Source organism: Chitinophaga sp. S165 (genome assembly GCF_003182155.1).
Taxonomy (GTDB): Bacteria; Bacteroidota; Bacteroidia; order Chitinophagales; family Chitinophagaceae; genus Chitinophaga.
The window spans coordinates 88859-111817 of record NZ_QGTG01000005.1 but is presented as its reverse complement, the minus strand read 5'-3'; the positions used below and the strand labels follow the sequence as shown (position 1 = coordinate 111817).

Sequence of the window (22959 nt, the reverse complement as noted above, 5' to 3'; positions counted from 1 at the left end):
TGAGATTAAGCATAATTTATTATGAAAAAAAAGTTACCATCAATATTGATCAAACGAAAAAAGGGGATTTTTCCGGTCATAAAAATAGGGTTTCTCCTGCACCACGCCGGCATAACTTTATTTAATTTTATTTCAGCTAACTTAGGAGTACTATTTTTATTTTGTTGTTAATCCGGTTTCCCCTATTTTTGATTTACAACATGTGACTGCTTTTTATCCCCAATTATTTTCACACTACTGCTATTTTCAGTTTCTAATTCTTTTTCCGCATAATTAGATTTATGGCGTGCGGACCTGTCATGACTCCATATTTAAACCATGAGCGATAGTACTACTAACGTCCGGAATGTCAAGATCGCAATTGTTGATGATCACAATCTGTTTAGAAAAGGGCTAACTAAGCTGATTATGCTTGGCGATGACGAGGGGCGCTACTCTATACTTTTTGAAGCCAGGGACGGAAGAGACCTTGTACAAAAGCTAGATACTAAAAATCTGCCAGGTATACTATTGATTGATGTGAATATGCCAGGAATGGATGGTTATGATACTGTGATGTGGTTGAAACAGCATCATCCACAGATCCACATCCTGGTAGTCTCCACGTATGATGACCCTAATTCCGTTTTAAGAATGCTGAAACTTGGTGTAAAGGGATATTTATCAAAAGACATAGAGATTGAAGACATGCATAATGCTCTCCGGGCCATCGCGGGAAACGGCACCTTCTATCCGGAATTTGTGATCGAAATACTAAATGATCAATTGAACGGGACTGGTCGGACTGATCCCCAAAACGAAATTGTGCAAAGTTTATCTCAAAAGGAAAGAGAGTTCATTAAGCTGGCTTGCACAGAATTAACGTACACTCAGATTGCCGACAGAATGTTTCTAAGCCATAAAACTGTTGATGGGTACAGAGAGGCATTGTTCCGTCGCTTCAATGTTAAAAATCGCGTTTCGCTTGTGATGCATGCGATAAAGCATGGTATTGTAGATTTATAAAATCGATTTATGACAGAATCTTTATTCCTGACCATTGCTGCGGCGATGACTAACTTTGTGTCTTCCATCTATACTGGTGCGGGAGAAAAAATAGGAGAAACTATTGCAGATACTATTTGTAAAAAAGTAAGAGGCCTTTTCAAAAAAGAGGATCAAGAGTTACTTATTCAATTTGAAAACCAACCAGAATCCAAAGAGCTAAAAGAATGGTTTGAAAACAAACTAGAAAAATCCATCTTAAATAAGAATCAACTTCAAAAGGACGTGAGATACATATTGGATATTATGTCAGTTGACGCTGCATTGCTCCAAACACATCTCGATACATATAAAAGGCTAAAGCATGAATATAACCTTCTTATTATTGAGTTTATTGATGCCGATAACGGAGTAAATGATGAATGGTACAACAGAAAAGAAAATTTCGAAAAGAAATTCCATGCTTTAAATAAGATGGTAAAAACAATGCTGGAACCATGTGGAATTTAATATACTTAATTCCTTTATTGATAGCCGCTGTTGCAGGTATACGCAGCCTTATAAAAAAATGGGATATACAGTATCGCATATTGTCTGTTCTGCTCCTAATTCACGTATCAGTTGAACTAATGGTATTAATACGACCCAATCCCGATCGGGAGTTCTACTACTATGATATATCTTTCCCCATCAGACATTTGCTATTATTGACCATATATTATATCAGCACTAATTCTGTAATTCACAAAATAACGATAATCATACTCGGAGGTATGTTTCTTTTGCATACATTCTTCTGCTTTTCCCGGATTTTCTTCAGAGAGGATTCCTTCCTTCGGTTAAACGCCAGTTTGGCTATGGTGTATCTGTCCATTGCGTTCTTTAATGAGCTACTTAAACGGGAACTAGCTGTCAGGCTTAATACTTATCCAATGGCATGGTTTTCAACCGGCGTATTAATATATCATGCAAGCATTATCCCTTATCTGATCATGTTAGGTTTTTACCCGATAACTGATAATATTCCGTTAGAACGAGCTCTCAACTATCTGCCTTTATTCTTAGCAGCAACTATGTATGTTTTCTTTGCAATTGCTTTTTTATGCACACAGGATCCGGAGAATACATGAGCGTAATCATTTTTTCATGCACTTTTTTGCTATTGATCTTATCCATCAGTATCGTGCGATACGCTTTTCTTTACCAAAAGAAAAAGTATGACCATATGCGTGAAATAGCAGCATTACGGGAGGCGTTTAACGATACGCTGTTATCCTCAAAACTGGAGATACAGGAACGGACGCTTGATCATATCGGTAAAGAACTTCATGCTAACTTCAGTCAACTGGTCGCATTGATCAATATTAACCTTGCAGAGATGCTTCTCAACTGTCCATCCGAAATGAAAGAGAATATTAAGGAAACCAAAACGCTGACCCGCCAACTGATGACAGAATTAAAAATAATGAGCGCCAGCCTTAATACTGATCATATAATGCGCATTGGCTTTGCTGCAGCATTTAAACACGAACTAAAGCACCTTGAGAAACATTACGAAGTAACATTTACTATGACAGGCACAGAAAGTCCATTACAGCCGGAAAGAGCTATTATACTTTTCCGCCTTTGTCAGGAAATATTGAATAATATCCTGACTCACGCACAAGCAAGGTCTATCGACGCTTCCATAGTGTATTCCTCTGATCTCATTACAATTACTATTGCCGATGATGGCATTGGATTTAATCTTGAAAAGGCCTATAGTCAAAGTGCTGAGAAAGAAAGCACGGGGTTAGGTAATATTGTGAAGAGAGCGAAGTTGATCGGCGGCGAAGTAAGCATCGACACATTAATTAACAAAGGGACCGATATTCGTGTTACTGTGCCCGTTTCTGTTCAATAAACGAAAAGGGAGTAATCAAAAGACTACTCCCGTTGTGGATCTGTCGTTAACTAAACTAAACTGAGCTTGATCATTAAATAGCCGGACCACTAATTAACAAGAAATGGCTATCGCCTGATGCTGTGAATATTATCTTCTTATCCGCATCTGCTGAACCAAAAGAAATTGCTTCATTTTTATTCAGTGTATGCCTGGCATCGAGTGTTACCGTACCGGAAAGGATGTATGCCGTTCCGTTCCATCCTGCCGGCAACAGATAGTCAATAGATTTCTCTGCATTCAGCCGGATGTCCAGCAAAGTTACCGGTTCCGGTGTAGCGGTCATGTTTACCGCATCTCCAGCTGAGCCCATAGCTACTTTGATGGATGAACCATCATTTAACACTGTCGGCATTTTCTCCTTTGGAATAAAGATACTCTTCGGAGGCAATGCCCTGTTGGCGTGAGGAATATCCAGGAATAACTGAAGCCCGTGCACCTCTCCTCCTTCAACTGTAGGCACTTCGTGATGCGTAACGCCACTTCCTGCCCATGTCCACAACAAGCTACCCGGTGTGATGGTCAGATCAGTGCCCATAGAATCCTGGTTGTGATAAGCTACTGAATCTTCAAACACATAACTTACGGCAGACATATGCATATGCTTGTGGGCACCAAATACATCTTTTGTAAGGCGGAAATGATCGAATCCTAATACGGGGCTCATTAATCCGCTGAAGGCATTATGCCGGGCCTGAGAGGCGGAAAACTGGCTGTTTCCGACCTGGGGAAGTTTTACTACTGATGAATATTTTATATCAGACATTTTTGTTAGTTTTTATTGATCCTTTTATTGATAACTGCATCAAGGCTCGCTTTTCCGGCGCCTGATATTGTTAAGCACAACAGCATACCGATGACGAGCAGGTGATATTCAAAACCTTCACCTTTCATGTTACCGTACCAGTTCATAAAGAAGCCGAACTGCTGATGTACGGTGACGATCATACCTGTAAATAAAATGAGGGACGCGAATGCGAAGAACCTGGTAAACAGTCCCAGCAGAATTAATATGCTTCCGAAAAATTCAAGGATGATCACAACGAAAGCAATGATGGGATGGAGGCCGGCCTGCGTTGTGAAATACTGCATTGTAGCTGAGAAGCCATATCCACCAAAACATCCTAATAACAGTTGGGCGCCATGCGGCCATAAAACGATCGCAAATACAATTCGTAGAATAAGTGGTGTTATCACAGGTTCGGTAGCCGTAAGGCGATTAATAAATGTTCTCATTTGTTTGTTCGATTTTACAAGAACAAAATTGAGAACTTACGGCTCGCCCGACAATGACCTTTCTTAAGAAAGGAACTTAACCTAGTTTAAGATGTCATCTGTGTATCCGGGATTTGACGCGGCTGAAGAATTCGGGGGTTACGCCCAGGTAAGACGCTATCAGATATTGGGGCAATCTGTTTTCAAGCTGGGGATATTTCTTTAAGAAGCGGAGATAACGCTCTTCCACTTTGCTGCTCAATACGTTTAATATACGCTCTTCCAGGCCCATAATTGCATTCTGGTACAGTATCCTGAAATAGTTGTTCAATAAGGGAATTTCCTTCAACAATTTGTCAAGCGCTTCCCTGGTGACGACCAATAATTCAGTGTCTTCCAGTGCTTCTATATAATACCGGGATTCCTCTTTCTTTAAAAAGCTGTTCAGGTCTGTAGTCCACCATCTTTCTGGTGCGAATATCAGGGTATGTTGCGTGCCATTGTCGTCCAGGTAGTATTCCATCAGGCAACCGCTCACAACGAAATGTTCATATAGGGCGATATCAGGAGGCTGTACTAAGAACTGGCCCTTTCTCACTTTCTTATGCCGGAATGAGGTTGTGATCAGTTCTTCTTCATCAGCTGTCAGATTAATATGTTTTTTTAACTCCTGTAAAAGCACAGCATGCATAGTGGTCAGTTGTAATAGCCAGATAGTTCTTTAATGTTCCAGGCAGCGAATCACTACCTTTTCTGCGCTAAAGATAGTGCTTCCCGGAAAAACGTATAGCACCAGCTGGTCAATCCGGCACACATATTATCGGCAGCGATCATAACATTGGTCATATTATGAAAAATCGCTTTAAAAGAGCCAATAATCTTTTATTTAGCCTTCTGGAAAAGCGTATCAGATCATCAGGAATTTACCTGCCTAAAGCTATAAGTATGTTTACGGCCCTTCCCGTAGATGTGTAGAGGGAATAAGCCCAATTTGCGTAAATCTTTCTCTCAATTCGTTCCTACAGGAAGCCACTGCCTTCTCCTGTGGCTTGGCCGCTGCCTGCAGGATATCTGCCGCAGAACGGGATTTCCTCAGTATCCTGGATTTTTTAGCTGGTTGCTGCGGATGCTTTATCCTTTCTACAAACGGTAATGCGGGGTCCAGGACGGCCGTTACAAATGCCTGTTCACTGGTGGTTGTACCGGCAGTATGAACCCCCATATCGGTATGGAGAAAACGCAATTGCAGCAGAACGATGGTAGCAGTGGCCCTGACCGGTGTAACCGGCAGCAGGAGCGCATGTTCCTTCTCACCTAAAGGAACACAGCTGGCGGCTGTTGCGGTGCTGGTGCAGGTATTATGCTCAAAATCCATATCCAATGCAACCGCCTGCAATTGTATGTAACGGGCATCTTTAGGCGCTTTGAGCCAGTTCTGCCAATTGGCAGGCAGCTTCACCATAATACTCCCGTCTTCCTGGCGTACCGTGTCTATCCCTCCGATAGTCATGACGGCATTCCTGTTATACCGGAAATCTTTCAGGTGCTGATGCAAGGCTTCGGCCGTGAATATACGTTTACCCCGCATGTGCAGGGCGTCTTCCCTCAAAGCCGCATAAACGGCCTTGTTTAGTCTGTACACGGTGCTTTCGTCTTTCGCTGGTTGCCAGATACCATTCAGGGCTGAACGGATCGATTTTGCGGCCTTACTTGCCTTTGCAAATTCGCGGCTGCTTTGTTTACTGGCCACAGACATACTGTCAGGACCATATTGGGGCATTTTACGGGTGAACGACTTGCCGTTCCTGTCGTAATAGATCAACTCTCCTATATGGCCGGAGAGCCCCTTTGTAAGAATATTGAAATTTCGGGCCATAACGCTACAATGAATTTTATCGAATATACGAAAAACATGCATTAATCGGTTGATGATGAGTACTTTATTTTGACCAAATATTTATTCTTCAGGCTCACATCAAGGTTATCATAGGTACTGGTCTATATCTATATAAAATATGGACCAGTAGGTATCATAAGCCTTAAGTGAGCCTAAAGGATAAGGTTTTGGTAGGAGATTGGTAAGACTTGAGTTGGACTTAATTGAAGAAAAAGTGGGTGAGACGCATATTTTGGCGGACTGCGATTTGGGGTTGCCGGAGTGGGTGCAGGGATACAAAATTGTTATTTAGGGCAGGTATGTAAATGGCTAGTACAATATCATATATTTGATAATCAACTCATTAATTACATAAACCAGGATTTTCTTACAATTTTGGAATCGGATTCCGAAATTGTAAGAAAATTCGGTTCCAGGCTAAGACCGGGACGTCGCACCCGCATAAACTCATTAAGTAATGAACGAAGAGAATATATATCAGTTACCAAAAAACTGGAAACGGGTTAAGCTTGGCGATGTTTTTACGATCGAAAGGGGCGGATCACCAAGACCCATAGAACAATACATTACAAAAGATCCAAATGGAATCAATTGGATAAAGATTGGTGACACAAAAGGGGTTTCTAAATATATCACTCATACAAACGAAAAAATTAAACGGGAAGGTCTTAAAAAGACAAGGATGGTTTATGATGGAGATTTCATTCTTTCAAACTCAATGAGTTTCGGAAGGCCCTATATTATGAAAACTTCAGGCTGCATCCATGATGGATGGCTGGTGATAAGAAAGAATGATAATGTCGATACGGACTATTTATACTATTCCTTAAGTTCCAATGCCGTTTATGCTCAATTTTCGAACCTTGCGAAAGGGTCAACGGTAAAGAATTTAAATATTGATGCAGTAAAGCAAGTAAGCATTTCACTTCCTCCCATTGCGGTCCAACATGCTATTGTCTCAAAAATAGAAGAACTCTTTAGTGAAGTAGAAAAAGGAGTAGAGCAGCTAAAGATCGCGCAGCAACAATTAAAGACCTACCGCCAGGCAGTATTGAAATGGGCCTTCGAGGGAAAGTTCACTAATGACCATGTGAAAGACGGAACACTTCCGGATGGATGGAAATGGGAAACTATTGCGAACCTGACCGAAAACCTGGATGGGAAAAGAGTGCCGCTAAGCAGGGAAGTGAGAGCAGGCAGGAAAGGCATCTACAGATATTATGGGGCAACTGAAATAGTAGATCACATAGATGATTATATCTTCGATGGCGAGTATCTTTTAATAGGCGAAGACGGCGCCAACTTATTAAGTAAGTCCCGGCCGCTCGCATTTTTAGTTGAGGGGAAATTCTGGGTGAATAACCATGCACATGTATTGCTCGCTAAAAAGCAAACACTTAATAAATACCTTTGTTACTATTTTAACTCGTTAGATCTGGCCCCTTTTGTTACCGGTACCGCACAACCAAAACTTACGCAGGGCAACCTCAATAAGATCAAAGTGCCGATAGGACAGATCGAAGAACAACTTAAAATAATCGGGGAAATCGAAAGTCGCTTCAGTGTAGCAGACAAAACAGAAGAAGCCATCGTGCAAAGCTTGCAACAGGCGGAAACATTGCGGCAGAGCATTTTAAAAACGGCGTTTGAAGGAAGGCTGATAACGACCGACAAAATTGAAACAATCAGACAATCTGTTGATGCGATCCCGGCCTAGCGATTAAAGATCTGTATACAGAAAGAAAAACAACATCGTGAATAATAACAGCTTAATAAATACATCCGGCATTGTTTCTAAGATCTGGGCATTTTGCAATACCCTTCGCGATGATGGCGTTGGTTATGGGGACTATTTAGAACAACTCACCTACCTGTTGTTTCTGAAAATGGCAGACGAATATAGCCGGCCACCGCATAATCGTACTATGCCCATACCTAAAGCTTACAACTGGGGAAGCCTTGTTAGCAAAAGCGGTGATGAACTTGAAACACACTATAGTAAATTACTTCGTGAGCTGGGAGGTGAAAAAGGAATGCTTGGGCAAATATTCGCCAAAAGCCAGAACAAGATACAGGACCCTGCGAAACTTTATAAACTGATCGCTCTCATTAATGCCGAACAATGGGTGCTATTGGGTGTAAAAGACAAAGGCGACATTTACGAGGGCTTATTGGAAAAAAATGCAGAAGACACTAAAAGTGGCGCTGGTCAATATTTCACGCCAAGAGCCTTGATCAAAGCCATGGTTGAATGTGTCCGTCCTGAACTAAATAAAACCATTGCCGACCCTGCCTGTGGCACAGGAGGTTTCTTTCTTGCTGCTTATGACTGGTTGACAGAAAATACATCACCAGATGAATCTCAAAAACAATTTCTGAAATACAACACCTTCGCAGGTAATGAGATCGTAGCGGGCACCCGCCGACTGGCTTTAATGAACCTCTTCCTGCATAATATTGGTGATATAGATAGCGACAGCATCATTTCGGGGAATGACTCGCTGATATCGGCACCGCTGTCAACATACGACTACGTGCTTGCCAATCCACCGTTTGGGAAGAAAAGCAGCATGACCTTTACTAATGAAGATGGAGAACAGGGTAAAGAAGATCTTACTTACAACCGTCCTGATTTTTGGGTAACTACCAGCAATAAGCAACTCAATTTCGTTCAGCATATTAACACCATGCTGAAAACAACCGGTCAGGCGGCCGTAGTCCTTCCGGATAACATCTTGTTTGAAGGCGGCGCCGGTGAAATAATAAGAAAAAAATTACTGGAGACAACCAACCTTCACACAATATTACGTTTACCTACAGGGATCTTTTATGCCAATGGCGTGAAAGCAAATGTGTTGTTCTGGGACGGCAAACCGGCCGCCAAAGATCCGTGGACTAAAGAGATATGGGTGTACGATTATCGTACTAATATTCACCATACTTTAAAGAAAAATCCTTTAGAGGCAGGAGATCTGGAAGATTTTATTGCATGTTATAATCCAAGCAACAAACATCAGCGAAAAGAGACCTGGAGCGAATCTAATCCTGACGGTCGCTGGAGGAAGTTCTCTTACAATGACATCATTGCAAGAGATAAAACATCTCTGGATATTACATGGATAAAGGATAAATCGCTTGCAGACCTGGACAATCTTCCCAATCCTGATGAATTAGCACAAGACATTATTGAAAATCTGGAAGCAGGATTGGAAAGTTTCAAAGCTGTTATCAACGCTTTGCATCGTAAGTGATTAAATTAGTTTTTGACCAATGCATGTTATAATAAATTCATCCTTAGACATTCTAATTTCCACCTTGGTGCCTGGTTGAATAAAAAGTTAAGAACATTTTAATTGCCTTGTAAATCAAGGCAATTGTACGCAAATAAGGATCCTCAAATCCCAAAAAACTGTAAAAGAAAACGGGTATATCCACATCAGAATATACCCGTTAATATTTTTTAGAAAACATTACTTGTAACCTGGATTCTGACTTATAAATGGATACTTCATTAGTATTGAATCAGGGACCGGCATGAGCTCATTGTATGATTGATATCCTTTAGGTGCAAGTACCTTCTCAGCCTGGCGTGTCAGGTGCAGGAACCTGTAACGGAAACCTTCGCGATAAAACTCTTCGGTGTACAATTTTCCCAATTCCCGCACTGCGTCTTCCTGAGTATTAATGGGACCTATTGTTCTACCTGATCTATCTGCGATAATACCCATACCTTCTTCTTTCATAAGCCCCCAAGGGCCGTAGCGGAAGTATGCCAGCGCACGTATCAGATATGTTTCCGTTTTTCTGATAACAGGGAAAAAGTTTACTGTTTGTCCTTCTTTAACGAAATACTCCTTGAAAGGGCTTTTCAAAGTTGGAGAGATAGCCCATATAATTTCAGAACCGGCAGGTGATACAAATATCTGTGAAAAGTCGGACAGCCCAAACATTTCATAGTAGTTCCATCCGGACTCTGTCATATAGAACACACCTGTGTTATCAGACGCTTCCATGTATAATCTTGCCCTGAGCATAAAGGAAGCGGCAACCGTCCCATACCAGGGATTCTGAGCAGTCACCGTCCATGTATTGTAGAAGGACTTCAATATGTCTTGATTAATATAATCTCTTACCACTTCCAGTGAACTGCGGTAGATATCCTCCGGTATGAATGTTCCTTTGACGAGGGGTAGTTCACCGAAATATTTGAGCAGGTCGAGGTAAATCAAAGCACGGAATCCGTACAACTGTGTACGAACTTCAGTATAGCCCGGCGTGATCCTGTCAACATTAACCAACAGTTTATTTATTTTTAGAATGCTTGCATAATGTTCATTCCAAAGCCGTCTGATAACTTTGTTAGAGCTGAAGATCAGAAAATGGTCAATTCTGTTCCAGTCAGAAGCTATGTCATCTTCTACTCCCACGATCTTACCATCTGATTCATCACTGAGTACGCCATCCAGCATCACAAATCCCAGGTGGGTATCCCCTATTTCCTGCGCCAGTATAGCAAAAGCGGCGTTTACTTCATCCATTGTATTTAATGGAGCGCCTTCATGGTTTACAGGATAACCTATGAGGGTATTAGCCGCAACAGGGATGTTATTGTTGATAGTGACTTTAAAGAATGGTGCCGTTGTAACATCATTGCTGTCCGCTTTGAAATCATCATTCAGGTCTCTGAACATGAAATCGCCTGGTGCTGCATTAATTTGTTTAGGCCGATCAGGATCGATGGTAGATTGAAAGCTCTGGAACAGCGTGTCCGATATTTTGGTACGGCCAAGTTTATCTTTCCAGATATTTGTCTTTTTATCCTTATAAGCAACGATGAAGTACTCGCCTTCTTTTTTACCGGCGAATGAGGCAATACCGTTTTTATCGGTCGTAGCAGTAAGCGCCGGCTTTTTAATAACATAGTCCTGTTGTGTTGCATACAGTTCTACAGTCGCCCCTTCTACAGGAAGGCCCTTCGGATTGCTTTTACTCCATAGCGTAGCATCCCATACCGTAATTCTGGTGGTCGTATCTTTTACTGGCTCTTCGACCGGGGGAGTATCTACGGGGTCGGGCTGCTGGTCTTTTTTACATGCGAACAAACAGCACAGCAGTACAGGGAGTAAAAATCGTTTCATTGGGTATAGGATATAATTAATGTTGTCCTCTTGTTGGATATTTTTTTGCCGGGGCAAAGATAATGAAACAGTTGACTAGAAAGCAGCATGCCAGCTTTAGTAGGCTGGCATGCTGCAATAAACAATATAATGAGTGGCTTAATTGATCGTCATAGTAAATTTAGGAGTAGAGGCATTGGATTCTATAAAATAGATTTCATAGTTGAATAACTCAAGTCCTGATATTAACATAGCAGCATAAAATCAGTTATGAATGTTCGTCTTACTTTTTATGTAGTTATATAGTTGCATGGAGGGCGTATTTCCTCCCCGTTTAAAAATAGCAGAACATCCAAACAATATAAAAGCATCTTTTGCACGTGAAACTGCTACATTCAGCATATTTACTCCTCTATCAAAAAAATAACCTTTATCCACGTCGTTTAAGCCATAGGTTGCGGAAAATAACACTATAGGTCGTTCAGCACCTTGCAGGGCATGTACAGTACCTATGGTTAGCCCCGCCACAGGAATACCTTTACTTTTACATGCTTTCATTAGTTCATATTTCTGCCCGGTAAAAGGTGTAACAATTCCTATTATATCAGCTAAGTGCAGTTGCCGGGGAGTTCTTTTTTCTTTACCTGCCGCATCATCTTCTATCCATTGATAATGCCTGATCAGTTGCTGTTGATGGGTAAGTATCCATTGCGCAATGCATATCGCCTCTTCGGTATTAGACCTGCTTTTGCCGTTTGTAGTAGAATTACTTTTACTATCGATAAACTGCATGGGAGGAAATAGTGTATTTCTGGCAGGGCCTTTTTTAGGCTCCAAAAGCCCATTATAAGCCAGCTTGTTACAGTAACCGATAATTTCATCGAAACATCTGCGATGCTCTGTCAGCATCATACCCCGTTCCATGGTAGGATATGCATGATAAGCAGACGCTTTTTGAGCCATTTTCATAATACTGCCTGAACTGCTCAAAAATCCCTTAGTATCAAGATCGTCCACAATATTCGTGTTTTCTATACTGTTAGCAACCTTATAGCGAATAAGGTTGGCATAGTCTACCTTTAAAGGAACATTCCAAACAGGTTCTATCTGCAATGTATCTCCTACTATTATAGCCTTCTTAGCCAATGCAAAAGTTGCTGCACCTACTTCCGGTGATACCTGTCCAGCTTCATCTACGATGAGTAAATCAATAAAATCCAGTAGTGGTGGAGTTTCCCATACACTTTTTGCAATGCTTATCTTATTCAGCTTTGAATAAGTGAAAAACTTAGGAGCCATGTAAAAAGTAGATACAAAACATGGTGTTAACATAGCGAATCGTTGCCAACGCTGCTGCGCATCTACCCGGCCATTCTTACGGGTACGATCTTCCCGTACAAGTTCCTCCGTTGCTAAAAGCCAACGACCTTCCCAATAATGAGTAGCCAGATAGAAAAGATCATATTTCAAACCCATTTCCAGCTCATCATAAAAAAAGGATTGCTTATTGCGATCAGCAGCTTTAAACTCAGTATCATCAATCGGAGGATTAGATTCGATATTATTTTTTTGCTTCCAAGCGTTCCAGGCTTGGCTATACATTCGGATTTGATTGATTAGTTTGAGCTTTTCATCAAAAAAATGACTGATAGCCGGAATCCGATAGAAGTCTATTGAAGTGTACTCGATAGGAGAATCACGAAAAATTTGCTTTAACCGAACGGCTCTTTTTTCCTTTATGAAGCGGAAAAAGGAAAATAGTTTTATCCAAAACGATTCAGTTTCCAGATAGTCACTTACCCGGCTCTCCAACAATTTAATAGCAGCTTCCATCTGGTCCAGCTTGTTTTCTTCCAGATGTTGATTTTTAAATAAGTCTGTTTCAGCACCAGGTGATAGCTCTTGCAGCAGCCCATGTATTCGCTTATATTGCTTCCATAATCTTATTCCCTCCTGAAGTGCTGCCTGCTTTTCTATGAGGTGAGAGCGTATTTGGTCGGCGATTGCTGAAATGCTTAGATCTTTTACTCCTGAATATGCTTCAAAATTCGCTAGAAATTGCATTTCAGCAGTAGCTAGATAATTGCTGTTTTCTTTTTCTGTGTGAGCTCCGCTAAGAATTCCCCCTGTTCGTTTAATGTAAGGAATATCCTTTGCAACTGCCTTTGCTTGCGAAGGCAGGTACAAACCAAATCCCTTTACATCGGGAAGCCAGCGTTGATATAATAACCCAGGCTTTTGCTTCACACTAGAAAAGCTATCTATAATATTAGTAACCGCCTGATTATTTGTAGAACAGGCTAATATCACCGGTGGATTTCCACCATTGATGGCGCTTTGTACAACTTCGTTTGCCACCACACTTTGCAGCAAAGTAGTTTTACCAGTTCCCGGAGGGCCATTCACTGCCAGCAACTCTCCTCTTTTCAGTCCTAAAAAATGATACAGACTTTTCCGTTGTGAGATAGACAAAGGATATTCATACGCCATTTGTCCCAGATGAGTAGACGACTGCTGTTCAAGATCTTCGTTTGTTAGCAAGGGACGAAGAGGAGTATACCCTTTTGAAATAAATTCCTTTAATAATGGTAGCGTTTCTTTTTCATTGTTCAGGTAGTCATATAAACCTATAATTGCATCTGCCGCACCTGTTAAATTATCGCTTATCACCACCGTATTGGTATACTTAGTTGTATGGCCTTCGCTTGTATATTCAAATAGATCTGCGCCTGTAATATTTTTAAAACAATGCTGAATATATTTCCAATAGGCAACCCAATTATTTTCACCTGCGAAAGGTTTCGCAAAAGCAGCATCCACCTTATCAACGTCAGAAAAGATAAAGTTTACTGCATCGTTTACCTGCGGCTCGAGATGGATACGGGGGATGTAGGGAAAGTTGTCTTCATAAGGAATAATATTTCCGGCCCTTTTTAAAACAGCCCTTATCCAGAATGGATAAAATATGCCTGTTTCACCGGAGTATTTGGTGTATTCCGGGTCCGGACTAATGCTGAAAGGAGCAATAAGAATGCTTACGTCATTTATCTGTTCCCAATCCTGATCTTTTCGATCAGATCTCCCTTTCATTTCGTTTACCCGCTTTTCTTCAGCTTCTATCAACAGAAGAACGTGCTTTTCATCTATCGTTCCACGCGCATAGTCCATAGACACCTGGTACTGATGAATCAATTTGTCCACCTGTATTTCTACACGAGATGCATCGGCCAGTGTATTACGCCAATATTTTAATAGGTTTTTATCCTCACTATGGAGCATAGGATCTGATTATGGTGTAAACTAATTTAGTCCTTTCCCTATACTTAAGCTTATTTTCTCCTCTTCAAGATCTTTTAAAGTTTTTCCAATACTATTTTTCCAGAATACCCTGCCATTTACAGAGTATCCCAGAATAACAGCACCGGCCTGGGAAGGACTTGTGAATTCATAGTCCTGTAAAAACAACATTCCTTTATCGGTTTGTCTAACATATCCCTTTTCAATGAGGTCATTTCTTATTTTCAAATAAGTAGGCGCTAATGCAGGAGTGGCAACAGGTTTCATTGCACTCCCCTGAAGCACCAGCATACCATTGGATATCAATTTAGCTTGAGCCTTTATTTCTCCTACTTCTAGGATCAGGTTTTCAGCCTTAGGCATAAAGGACTGCTTCTCTTCTTTCAAGACCGGCTTAAACAGATCCAACCCCATAGTCGGCAATAATATTTTCATATTGTCCATATAGGTATCCATCTCATCCCTCACCATTGCAGGCAGGCTAATCCTATTGCCATCTTTCCGGTTAATAAGGGTAAAACCAGATTTCTCAAAGATCTCAGAAAGAATTTTTGTCTCCAGGTATTTCGTATGCGATACCGTCATATTATCATCTTTGGAGCTAAATACAATAATGAGCTCAAAGAATGCCTTCGTCTCATCACGCAAATGTGTAGTGATCCTATCAAACAGATGGTTTGCTTCTCCCACATAAATCAGCTTTTCATCAGGATTATCATCTTTCGAGCCGATAAGATAATATACTCCTGGCCTGTTAAGTTCCGGAAAGTTCTTTGTATCCAGGAAAGCATTACGGGGGATCTTGATTGCCTGTCCCGTCCAATTAGAAACATACGACATGCTAATACCTTCGGGGTTTCCGTTTACCAGGTAATTAGTGATAGTAATACCTCTGCTCATTGTATTTCATTTAAATAGACCTTATCAGTTCTTGATTATCTTACCAAAAGCGATTCTCAAATGTTGGACTTTGGGAAGTTGAATTACTTCCCCAGCCAGTTGCCACCGTTATTCATAGATAGACGCCGCATAGTATCTATAAATGCCTGCTTAAAAGCTTCATCCTTTGAATACAAGCGGTATAAATCTAATTCTTTCTTTCGCTGCGCTGCAATTACCTCCTCTAGAAGCTTCCTGAAAGCCAGCTCCTGCGTTTGTAGATCCGGGTTATTTACCACCTTAGTCTGAAAATCAGGGTGGTCCTTCAGCTTTTGAGCAAGGGTTACGAATTTCACCCGTTGTTCCTCGGGTGTAGCTTCCCATCCATGAAAATGCCGCTCGTTAAAGCTGTGAATAATTACATCTAAGGGATCTTCTTCTCCTCCTGTATTGTGTGCACTTCTGGGATTGGGGTTTTGAGGTTCAAGTTCAGTTTCGCTCTGATCAAGTCCAATAGATACATTTAGTTGTACCCTTTCCAGGCCGTAGGTTGACAGGTCCACGGCATTTAATAATTCATCTAAGGCATCTGCAGTTGCATCAACTATAATCAATTTAGGTATCAGAAATTTCAGATACCAGAATAAGAGTTCCCATTTGCGAACTTCAAAAGGAATGATAGCGGCCATTTGACCATAGATCTTCACGAACTGTTTAGCCTTGATCTTAAAGTCTGCTTTAGCGCTTTCTTCCAGTCCCAGCTGATGATTAAACCGTTCTTCACCCAACTGAATGATAGGACTTAATACGGTATCCGCATTGGCTTTGTCAAAATATTGTGTTGTAAAACTTTCCACTTCTTTCCATTCATATATGCCGACATCATCCAGGTATGCTTTCAATTCGTGCAATACATTAACATCCGTAGCCTTGCTTAGAGAAGTAGCGGTATAAAAAGGATCGAAGGATGCTTTAATATCTTCTGCAGAATTAAAAAAATCTAACACGAACAAGTCCTCAGTCTTTTTGCCGAGTTTATCTGCTGCCCGGTTTAACCTGGATAGCGCCTGTACAGCCAGTACATCCTGTAACTTCTTGTCAACATACATGGTACTTAATTTCGGCTGATCGAAACCTGTCAGGTATTTGTTGGCTACTACCAGTATACGGTATTTATCCATGTCGAAATAACGAGCAATGGTATCAGAAATATACCCGGGATCCGTAGGTTTTGCTGTATCTAAATCTTTAGGAAAATGATTAATATTTTCCTCTGTGTACTCAATGCCACTTATTGTCTTTTTTCCGGAGAATGCAACAGCAATACTAAATGGATTTCCCTTTTGCTCTAATAGTTGTTGCAAGGCAAAATAATAACGGATAGCACTTTCTATACTTTGTGTTACCACCATCGCTTTAGCCTTTGCCTTCAGTTTCTTGGGGGTAACTACCTTGGTGATGAAGTGATCCAGCATTATTTCCGCTTTAGTAGCGATGGTATGAGGATTTCGCTCCACAAATGCCTTTAGCTTTTTCTGTGCTTTAGCAGTTTCAAAAAGAGGGTTATCTTCTATTGATTTTTCTATCTCGTAATAGCTTCTGTAAGTTGTATAGTTAGCCAGCACATCAAGGATAAAGCCCTCTTCAATAGCCTGTTTCATGGAATAAAGATGAAACGGCTTAAACTTTCCGTCTTCCTGCAAGGTGCCAAACTTTTCGAGAGTAGCATTCTTAGGCGTAGCAGTAAAAGCAAAATAAGATGCATTGCCTCTCATTTTACGGCTGTTCATTGCCTTTAGCACTTTGTCCTGCGCATCTTCCTGTTCATCATCCTCATCATCAGCCGCCGTATTACCCATTACCCGATTCATATTATCCGCAGCCAGACCACTTTGTGAACTATGAGCTTCGTCAATAATTACGGCAAAATTCCTGTCACTCAAATCGGCAATGCCGTCTATAATGTGCGGGAACTTCTGTATAGTAGTAATAATTATCCGCTTACCGTTTTCCAGATTTTCTTTTAGTTCTTTAGAAGAATATGCCGGGGCTACGATATTTTTCACTTCAGAAAACTCACGAATATTTTCCCTCAGTTGCTTATCAAGCAGGCGGCGGTCTGTAACCACGATAACAGAATCAAACAAAGGTTGACCGATACCTTTTCCCCCCGGAGTGCTCGGATTGGCAGGATAGGTTTCAATTAACTGGTAGGCTGCCCAGGTGATTGAATTACTCTTACCGGAACCTGCTGAATGCTGGATCAGATATTTTTGCCCAACGCCGTTTACCGTGGCATGTTGTACTAATTTTCGAACCACATCTAATTGGTGATAGCGCGGGAAATAGAGATTCTTTTTGGTGAGTGGATCGCTGTCCTTACCGTCCATTCGCACAAAATGCTGTATAATGTTTGCCAGGCTATATCGGGAAAGCACTTCTTCCCATAAATAAGCAGTCCGGTGCCCAAATGGGTTTGGCGGGTTCCCTTTACCATAGTTGTGCCCTATGTTAAAAGGCAGGAAAAAAGTATCTGCTCCGGCCAACCGGGTAGTCATATATACTTCATCAGTATCTGCTGTGAGGTGTACGATACAACGTCCGAACTGTAATAAAGGTTGGGTGTTATCCCGTTTATAACGATATTGCTGTTGTCCCTGCGCTTTAGCCGTTTGACCAGTCCAGTGATTTTTTAGTTCCAGTGTAATTAATGGAAGCCCATTTACAAACAGCACCATATCAATTTCCTCAGAAGTATTCGCCAGTGAATAGCGCAATTGCCGGGTAACACTGAATTCGTTCTGTTCAAAATTATCCTTGAGACTTTGGCTGCTACTTGCCAGGGGCGCTACATAAAAAAGTGTAAAATGTGCATCATCTACGTCTAAGCCCTTACGTAAGAGACGGAGGACACCGTATTTTTTTATTATCCTGTCAATCCGCTCCAATATCTTTAATTGCCAGTCGCCCTGCTTTTGCAGTTTGGCTAATTCCTCCTGTTGTGTGTTTTGGAGAAAATCCCACAGCCTTGCCTTATCTACCGCATAGCGGGCATCAAATTCATGGGGATAACCGACATAGAAGCCATGGCCGCTGCGATAATGAGCAGCATCTTCAGCGACTTCATTAGGGTTACTTTTTCCTGAAACTGTGCCGGTTAGGCGTTTCTCAATTGCTTCTTCAAGGGCTAATTCATTAGTTTGACTGGGCATGTGGTATAGATTAGGGGTGGTTATATGTTTATTTCAGTTCATTCAGGTGACTTTGATTTTGCCGGTTACCGCACTGTTGATGAGGCTTGCTTTGTATTCTTTTAGTTTTTCGATTTCAATATTTTTTATAGTCAACGCCTGACTAATTCTCTGGCTATTGGATTCAATATATGAAATGATCTGTAGCTGCTCTTTGAATGGAGGGCATGGTATAGCTAAATTAAGAAAATCGCCTTTAGAAATATTTTTCATACTTGGACTCGACCCATTCGACAATGAACTTATTAAACCTCTAAAGCTTGAAGATATTAACACTTGACTCAACCACTTAGCCTCAAACTTTACAGAAGTAAATTCTGTTTGCCACAACCTGTCAGGAAGAAACAAATTGGGATAAGACTGATCAACATAACCAGATGCTCCAACCAAATCTGGTGCATTCATTCGGCTAATTATAATTGAACCCTTTTTTACCTGACAACTGACCCTCCTAATATCAGACAAGTCTACTTTTTTATTTTCAGCTGGATCAAAATAGTCATTGTAAACTGCACTTGTTTTTAATACCCCAATTTCTCCCTCACTAGCTCGTTCCGATTCTGAAGCATTAACGCTAACGCCCGATTCCAATTTTGAAATAAAATATTTTAATCTTTTGATCTGCCATTTTTTCGGAATCGCCCCGATCCAATCAATACCGCTATCTTTCATTGGCTCATCTGGATTTAAGCCTTTCGTAACTGCCTGGTGAATGATTACCTGACGGCGTTCCTTCAGCAAAGCTATCTGCTTTTCTTTAAGCGTAATGGCTTTGTCTATTGATACTGCCTTATTGTCTAAAAACCGTGCTATAATGGTTTGTTCAGCTTTTTGAGGCAGCAAGAATATAATACCTTTCATTCTGTCCTTCGATAAATCCCATTGGCCAATTCTAACTCCGTCCGATGCAGCACCAAAAAGATCAACATATTTACTACTTCTAATAGCCCAATGAAAAAAATCAGGTTCAACTTTCTTAGATAATTCGAATATGAAGTAAGCCGGGCTTACAATGCCATCAAAATTTGAAATTCCATATGCCCCTTGCCACGCTTTCATTTTATTCATGCCAAACTGTCCTTTACGCAATACCTTGTAATTAGACAAATCATCTGGAATGAAATTGTGGTTTTCTTCATCGTTATCCAAATCTCTTAATATAATTGCCTTTTCTCTCGTAATAGATAGCAATGGTAAATCAATTCTATTTCTTACAGCAACAGGAAACAGAAGATTTCCAAGCCTGCTAACTTCCCAATGCTCGGGAATCTCTCCTAACCATTCTACTCCGCTATTTTTATAAGCATCATACGTATTCAGCGCTGTCTTATTCATGATCTAACTCAAACTTTATACGATCTTGTTCAATTAACTGTATTAACTCTTCTTCTTTAGGTAGATATAACCTGTACTTACTCGCAAAGAGATATTCATTTTCGGCAAGCACTGAATATTTAACAATTGTTTCGTCTTTTTCAGTGCAAAGGATAATACCTATAGTAGGGTTATCGTCTGCTTGCTTTTTAAGATCATTGTACATGCGTACATACATATCCATCTGACCTATATCAGCATGACCAAGTTTGCCTGTTTTTAAATCTACCAATACGAAGCATTTCAGGTAGTAATTGTAAAATACCAGGTCTACACAAAAGTCTGCCGTATCGGTTACAATATGTTGCTGCCGGGCAACGAACGCGAAACCTTTACCCAAATTCGGTACGCACTGCGTTCCAAATTGGAAATGAGCGGTAGTACGCCCGCATATTGTTCAGATTTCTTTCATCAAATCCTCGCCCAAATTCAACGCTTAATTGCCGGGCCAGGTTTTTAAGAGTAGCTTTTCCATAAGCTGCTTTTTCCTGACCTTTCTGCTCATCTTCTATTATCAGCCGACCAATTTCCCAATACATGCGCAGCATAATGCTGTTACTGCTACGGTAAGCAGTTTGCCTGGCCTCGCTGATTATTTGGGCGATATTGTTGAAAAGGCTGTTTTGTAGTTCCATAACGTCAAAGAGAAAAGTTAAGAATTTCCTGTATCAGGCCATCACTTTCTTTTTCAAGCGCCAGTATATCTGCTGTAATCTCTTCAAGGCTGCGCAAAGGCTTGTGACGATAAAAGTATTTATTAAAGCTGATCTCGTATCCTATTTTGGTGGCATCCAGGTTTATCCAGGCTTCGGGTACATGTGGCAATACTTCTTTCTGAAAGTAAGCGTAAATGCTGTCTTTTAAGGGCACATTCTCTGTATCTCTCAGATCACTTTCTGTCTCATACTGTATATATTCTCCCGATTTACCAGTAGGATACCAGCCATAATGCGGAAGTGCCTCTTTCTGACAATCCAACCGTGACAGCAATTCTTTCAACTTGTCTGCGTTCAATTTTTGTGTGCTCTTAACCACTTTTTCAGCATCAGCGCTGTACCAGCTTACTGCGTTTAAAATAGCGTTCTTTTCAGTGGCGGACAGTTTCAGCTGTTCAGCTTTTAACACCTGCTCTACCTTTGCACTAACTACATTAAAATCACGGTATTCATCACTGCCAATAATGTCCATTAACCGGGTAGCTGTCGCAATCAGGTCCAGACCCTTCTGCCAAATACCCGGGCTAACTAAAGTCTTCTGCAATTTGGCACTCAGGTTCAGTTCCTGTTTTTCACACCAGTCAATGATTGCTTTTTCATGTTTAGCAAGGTGGGTATATACTTCTTCGCCAAACTGTTCATAGGCCCATTCCATCGGCTCCCGCAGGCTCTTATCGAATCGTAACGAAGCAACTCTCTCTGCTGTGAATTGTACCTTCAGCCTTTTAGGCCTTTCAATCGTCACTTTATAGTAGCCCAGATCTGCATTGTCGAAGACTTGACTGGCGAGATCTTCCTCTTCTTTACGTTCTACGCTAAGCATTTGCTCATACACATCTACTATCTCCCGTATGTGTTCAGGCGCAAACTCACAGTTTTTATTTCCCAGGTTCTTACGCAGTTTGCGATATCGCTGACTGGCATCTATCAGCTGCACCTTGCCTTTACGCTGGGTTGTTTTGTTATTACTTAACAACCATACATAAGTTGTAATTCCTGTATTGTAAAATAGGTTGTTAGGCATTTGAATAATAGCTTCCAGCCAGTCATTTTCAATCAGATAGCGCCGGATATTGCTTTCACCGCTTCCCGCATCACCTGTAAATAAGCTACTTCCATTATGTACGCTGGCTATACGGCTACCGATTGGACTTTGGCTTATGGGCTTCATTTTGCTGACCATTTCCATGAGAAACAGCAACTGTCCATCAGACGAGCGTGGTGTGGCGTCTACCTCCTCCATATCGCCCCAATAGTCGGTGAGTTTTATCTTAAACCGCCCGTCTATCACTTCTTTTCCATCCTTAATATATTTCTGTTCACTGGCCCAGCTTTTTCCGTAAGGAGGATTACTTAACATGAAGTTGAAATGTGTGCCTGCAAATTCGTCTGTACTTAGGGTACTGCCCAAACGTATGTTCTGTGGGTCATTACCTTTGATCATCATATCACTTTTGCAGATGGCGTAAGTTTCATCGTTTATTTCCTTACCATATAGATGTACATCGCCACGGGCTCTGATAATACCTTCGTCGTCTTTGATAAAATTCTGCGATTCGGTAAGCATACCTCCGCTACCACAAGCCGGGTCATAGATTGTCATTACAGGCGGAAGTTTATCTTTCACCGGTTCAAAGACAAGATGTGTCATGAGGTCTATTACCTCCCGCGGCGTGAAGTGTTCCCCTGCCTCTTCATTATTCTCCTCATTAAACTTCCGAATCAACTCCTCAAACACGTAGCCCATACCCAGGTTTGAGAGGGCGGGTAATTTACGGCCTTCGGGATCCTGTTTCTCAAACGGTGTAAGATTGATATAGGGAGAGGTAAATTTTTCTAATACATCCAGTAGCACATCCTTAACAGCCATGTGGCGAATCTGTGCACGCAACTTAAAGTTGTCAATGATCTCTTTTACATTCTGACTAAACCCATTTAGATAGTCCTCAAAATTGCCGATCAGTAATTGTTGGCTATTGGTTGCAGTATCTTTTAAACGCTGTAATGTCCATTCACTCGTATTGTAAAATACATAACCGGAAGCCTCTCTCAATCCTGCTTCATCCCATTCTGTAAAGCCGGCTTCATCGCGTTGAAAAGACATTTCATTCCACACCTCTTGCTTAGTAGGTTCTAACAGGGCATCTAAACGGCGCAAAACTACCATTGGCAAAATTACATCCCGGTATTTACCACGGTTATAGACATCACGAAGACAGTCGTCTGCTACGCTCCAGATAAAGGAAACAAGTTTGTTATGAACAGATTGATTCATGTGGTTTAAGTC

At 41.1% G+C, this 22959-nt stretch carries 17 protein-coding genes; 5 read left to right on the top strand and 12 right to left on the bottom strand.

Features of this window, described 5'->3' with window-relative positions; all coding sequences use genetic code 11:
* Positions 1 to 318: 318 nt before the first annotated feature.
* From C7475_RS19900 to C7475_RS19885, 3 genes are all read left to right on the top strand, one after another.
* Entirely contained in the window at positions 319 to 1005 is a 687-nt protein-coding gene (locus C7475_RS19900; RefSeq protein WP_110055152.1) for a response regulator transcription factor, read from the top strand.
* Positions 1006 to 1014: 9 nt separating this feature from the next.
* Positions 1015 to 1494 (top strand): hypothetical protein, encoded by a 480-nt coding sequence (locus C7475_RS19895; RefSeq protein ID WP_110055151.1) that lies wholly within the window; start codon positions 1015 to 1017, stop codon positions 1492 to 1494.
* Positions 1495 to 2209: 715 nt separating this feature from the next.
* Positions 2210 to 2887, top strand: a complete 678-nt coding sequence (locus C7475_RS19885; RefSeq protein WP_158286553.1) for a sensor histidine kinase — start codon at positions 2210 to 2212, stop codon at positions 2885 to 2887.
* A gap of 73 nt (positions 2888 to 2960) precedes the next feature.
* Here the strand turns inward: C7475_RS19885 and C7475_RS19880 are convergent, their stop codons facing one another.
* From C7475_RS19880 to C7475_RS19865, 4 genes are all read right to left on the bottom strand, one after another.
* Positions 2961 to 3692 carry a pirin family protein gene (locus tag C7475_RS19880; protein ID WP_110055148.1) on the bottom strand — a complete coding sequence of 244 codons (732 nt, stop codon included), beginning with the start codon at positions 3690 to 3692 and terminating at the stop codon, positions 2961 to 2963.
* 5 nt (positions 3693 to 3697) lie between these two features.
* The gene (locus C7475_RS19875; protein ID WP_110055147.1) at positions 3698 to 4162 is read right to left on the bottom strand and encodes a DoxX family protein; all 465 of its coding nucleotides are present in this window, start codon (positions 4160 to 4162) and stop codon (positions 3698 to 3700) included.
* 94 nt (positions 4163 to 4256) lie between these two features.
* The gene (locus C7475_RS19870) at positions 4257 to 4832 is read right to left on the bottom strand and encodes a Crp/Fnr family transcriptional regulator (protein ID WP_110055146.1); all 576 of its coding nucleotides are present in this window, start codon (positions 4830 to 4832) and stop codon (positions 4257 to 4259) included.
* A 258-nt stretch (positions 4833 to 5090) separates the two neighbouring features.
* Positions 5091 to 6017, bottom strand: coding sequence for a hypothetical protein (locus tag C7475_RS19865; protein ID WP_110055145.1), 927 nt, complete (start codon positions 6015 to 6017; stop codon positions 5091 to 5093).
* A 478-nt stretch (positions 6018 to 6495) separates the two neighbouring features.
* Between C7475_RS19865 and C7475_RS19860 the strand changes: the two genes are divergently transcribed.
* On the top strand, positions 6496 to 7755 hold the full coding sequence (locus C7475_RS19860) for a restriction endonuclease subunit S (protein WP_110055144.1): 1260 nt from the start codon (positions 6496 to 6498) through the stop codon (positions 7753 to 7755).
* Between the two features lie 37 nt (positions 7756 to 7792).
* On the top strand, positions 7793 to 9289 hold the full coding sequence (locus tag C7475_RS19855) for a class I SAM-dependent DNA methyltransferase (RefSeq protein ID WP_233259902.1): 1497 nt from the start codon (positions 7793 to 7795) through the stop codon (positions 9287 to 9289).
* 219 nt (positions 9290 to 9508) lie between these two features.
* Here the strand turns inward: C7475_RS19855 and C7475_RS19850 are convergent, their stop codons facing one another.
* The 8 genes from C7475_RS19850 to C7475_RS19815 form a co-directional block, all read right to left on the bottom strand.
* Positions 9509 to 11176, bottom strand: a complete 1668-nt coding sequence (locus tag C7475_RS19850) for a RagB/SusD family nutrient uptake outer membrane protein (protein WP_110055143.1) — start codon at positions 11174 to 11176, stop codon at positions 9509 to 9511.
* Between the two features lie 243 nt (positions 11177 to 11419).
* The gene (locus C7475_RS19845) at positions 11420 to 14434 is read right to left on the bottom strand and encodes an AAA domain-containing protein (RefSeq protein WP_110055142.1); all 3015 of its coding nucleotides are present in this window, start codon (positions 14432 to 14434) and stop codon (positions 11420 to 11422) included.
* Between the two features lie 21 nt (positions 14435 to 14455).
* Positions 14456 to 15352, bottom strand: coding sequence for a GIY-YIG nuclease family protein (locus C7475_RS19840; RefSeq protein ID WP_110055141.1), 897 nt, complete (start codon positions 15350 to 15352; stop codon positions 14456 to 14458).
* A gap of 83 nt (positions 15353 to 15435) precedes the next feature.
* Positions 15436 to 18543, bottom strand: coding sequence for a type I restriction endonuclease subunit R (locus C7475_RS19835; protein ID WP_110055140.1), 3108 nt, complete (start codon positions 18541 to 18543; stop codon positions 15436 to 15438).
* Positions 18544 to 18585: 42 nt separating this feature from the next.
* The gene (locus C7475_RS19830) at positions 18586 to 19917 is read right to left on the bottom strand and encodes a restriction endonuclease subunit S (protein WP_110055139.1); all 1332 of its coding nucleotides are present in this window, start codon (positions 19915 to 19917) and stop codon (positions 18586 to 18588) included.
* Positions 19910 to 20296 (bottom strand): PDDEXK nuclease domain-containing protein, encoded by a 387-nt coding sequence (locus tag C7475_RS19825; protein ID WP_199236263.1) that lies wholly within the window; start codon positions 20294 to 20296, stop codon positions 19910 to 19912. Before C7475_RS19825 ends, C7475_RS19830 begins: the two co-directional genes overlap by 8 nt.
* The gene (locus C7475_RS19820) at positions 20289 to 20591 is read right to left on the bottom strand and encodes a DUF1016 N-terminal domain-containing protein (protein WP_110055137.1); all 303 of its coding nucleotides are present in this window, start codon (positions 20589 to 20591) and stop codon (positions 20289 to 20291) included. The genes C7475_RS19825 and C7475_RS19820 overlap by 8 nt, the downstream gene beginning before the upstream one ends.
* Positions 20592 to 20595: 4 nt before the next feature.
* Positions 20596 to 22947: a class I SAM-dependent DNA methyltransferase gene (locus tag C7475_RS19815; RefSeq protein ID WP_110055136.1), complete on the bottom strand. Its 2352-nt coding sequence runs from the start codon at positions 22945 to 22947 to the stop codon at positions 20596 to 20598.
* Positions 22948 to 22959 lie beyond the last annotated feature (12 nt).

Coding starts and splice junctions, on each gene's coding strand:
- C7475_RS19860 (WP_110055144.1), top strand. CDS start 6,496: ATGAACGAAGAGAATATATATCAGTTACCAAAAAACTGGAAACGGGTT.
- C7475_RS19880 (WP_110055148.1), bottom strand. CDS start 3,692: ATGTCTGATATAAAATATTCATCAGTAGTAAAACTTCCCCAGGTCGGA.
- C7475_RS19875 (WP_110055147.1), bottom strand. CDS start 4,162: ATGAGAACATTTATTAATCGCCTTACGGCTACCGAACCTGTGATAACA.
- C7475_RS19885 (WP_158286553.1), top strand. CDS start 2,210: ATGCGTGAAATAGCAGCATTACGGGAGGCGTTTAACGATACGCTGTTA.
- C7475_RS19865 (WP_110055145.1), bottom strand. CDS start 6,017: ATGGCCCGAAATTTCAATATTCTTACAAAGGGGCTCTCCGGCCATATA.
- C7475_RS19830 (WP_110055139.1), bottom strand. CDS start 19,917: ATGAATAAGACAGCGCTGAATACGTATGATGCTTATAAAAATAGCGGA.
- C7475_RS19845 (WP_110055142.1), bottom strand. CDS start 14,434: ATGCTCCATAGTGAGGATAAAAACCTATTAAAATATTGGCGTAATACA.
- C7475_RS19900 (WP_110055152.1), top strand. CDS start 319: ATGAGCGATAGTACTACTAACGTCCGGAATGTCAAGATCGCAATTGTT.
- C7475_RS19850 (WP_110055143.1), bottom strand. CDS start 11,176: ATGAAACGATTTTTACTCCCTGTACTGCTGTGCTGTTTGTTCGCATGT.
- C7475_RS19840 (WP_110055141.1), bottom strand. CDS start 15,352: ATGAGCAGAGGTATTACTATCACTAATTACCTGGTAAACGGAAACCCC.
- C7475_RS19870 (WP_110055146.1), bottom strand. CDS start 4,832: ATGCATGCTGTGCTTTTACAGGAGTTAAAAAAACATATTAATCTGACA.
- C7475_RS19820 (WP_110055137.1), bottom strand. CDS start 20,591: ATGGAACTACAAAACAGCCTTTTCAACAATATCGCCCAAATAATCAGC.
- C7475_RS19815 (WP_110055136.1), bottom strand. CDS start 22,947: ATGAATCAATCTGTTCATAACAAACTTGTTTCCTTTATCTGGAGCGTA.
- C7475_RS19895 (WP_110055151.1), top strand. CDS start 1,015: ATGACAGAATCTTTATTCCTGACCATTGCTGCGGCGATGACTAACTTT.
- C7475_RS19835 (WP_110055140.1), bottom strand. CDS start 18,543: ATGCCCAGTCAAACTAATGAATTAGCCCTTGAAGAAGCAATTGAGAAA.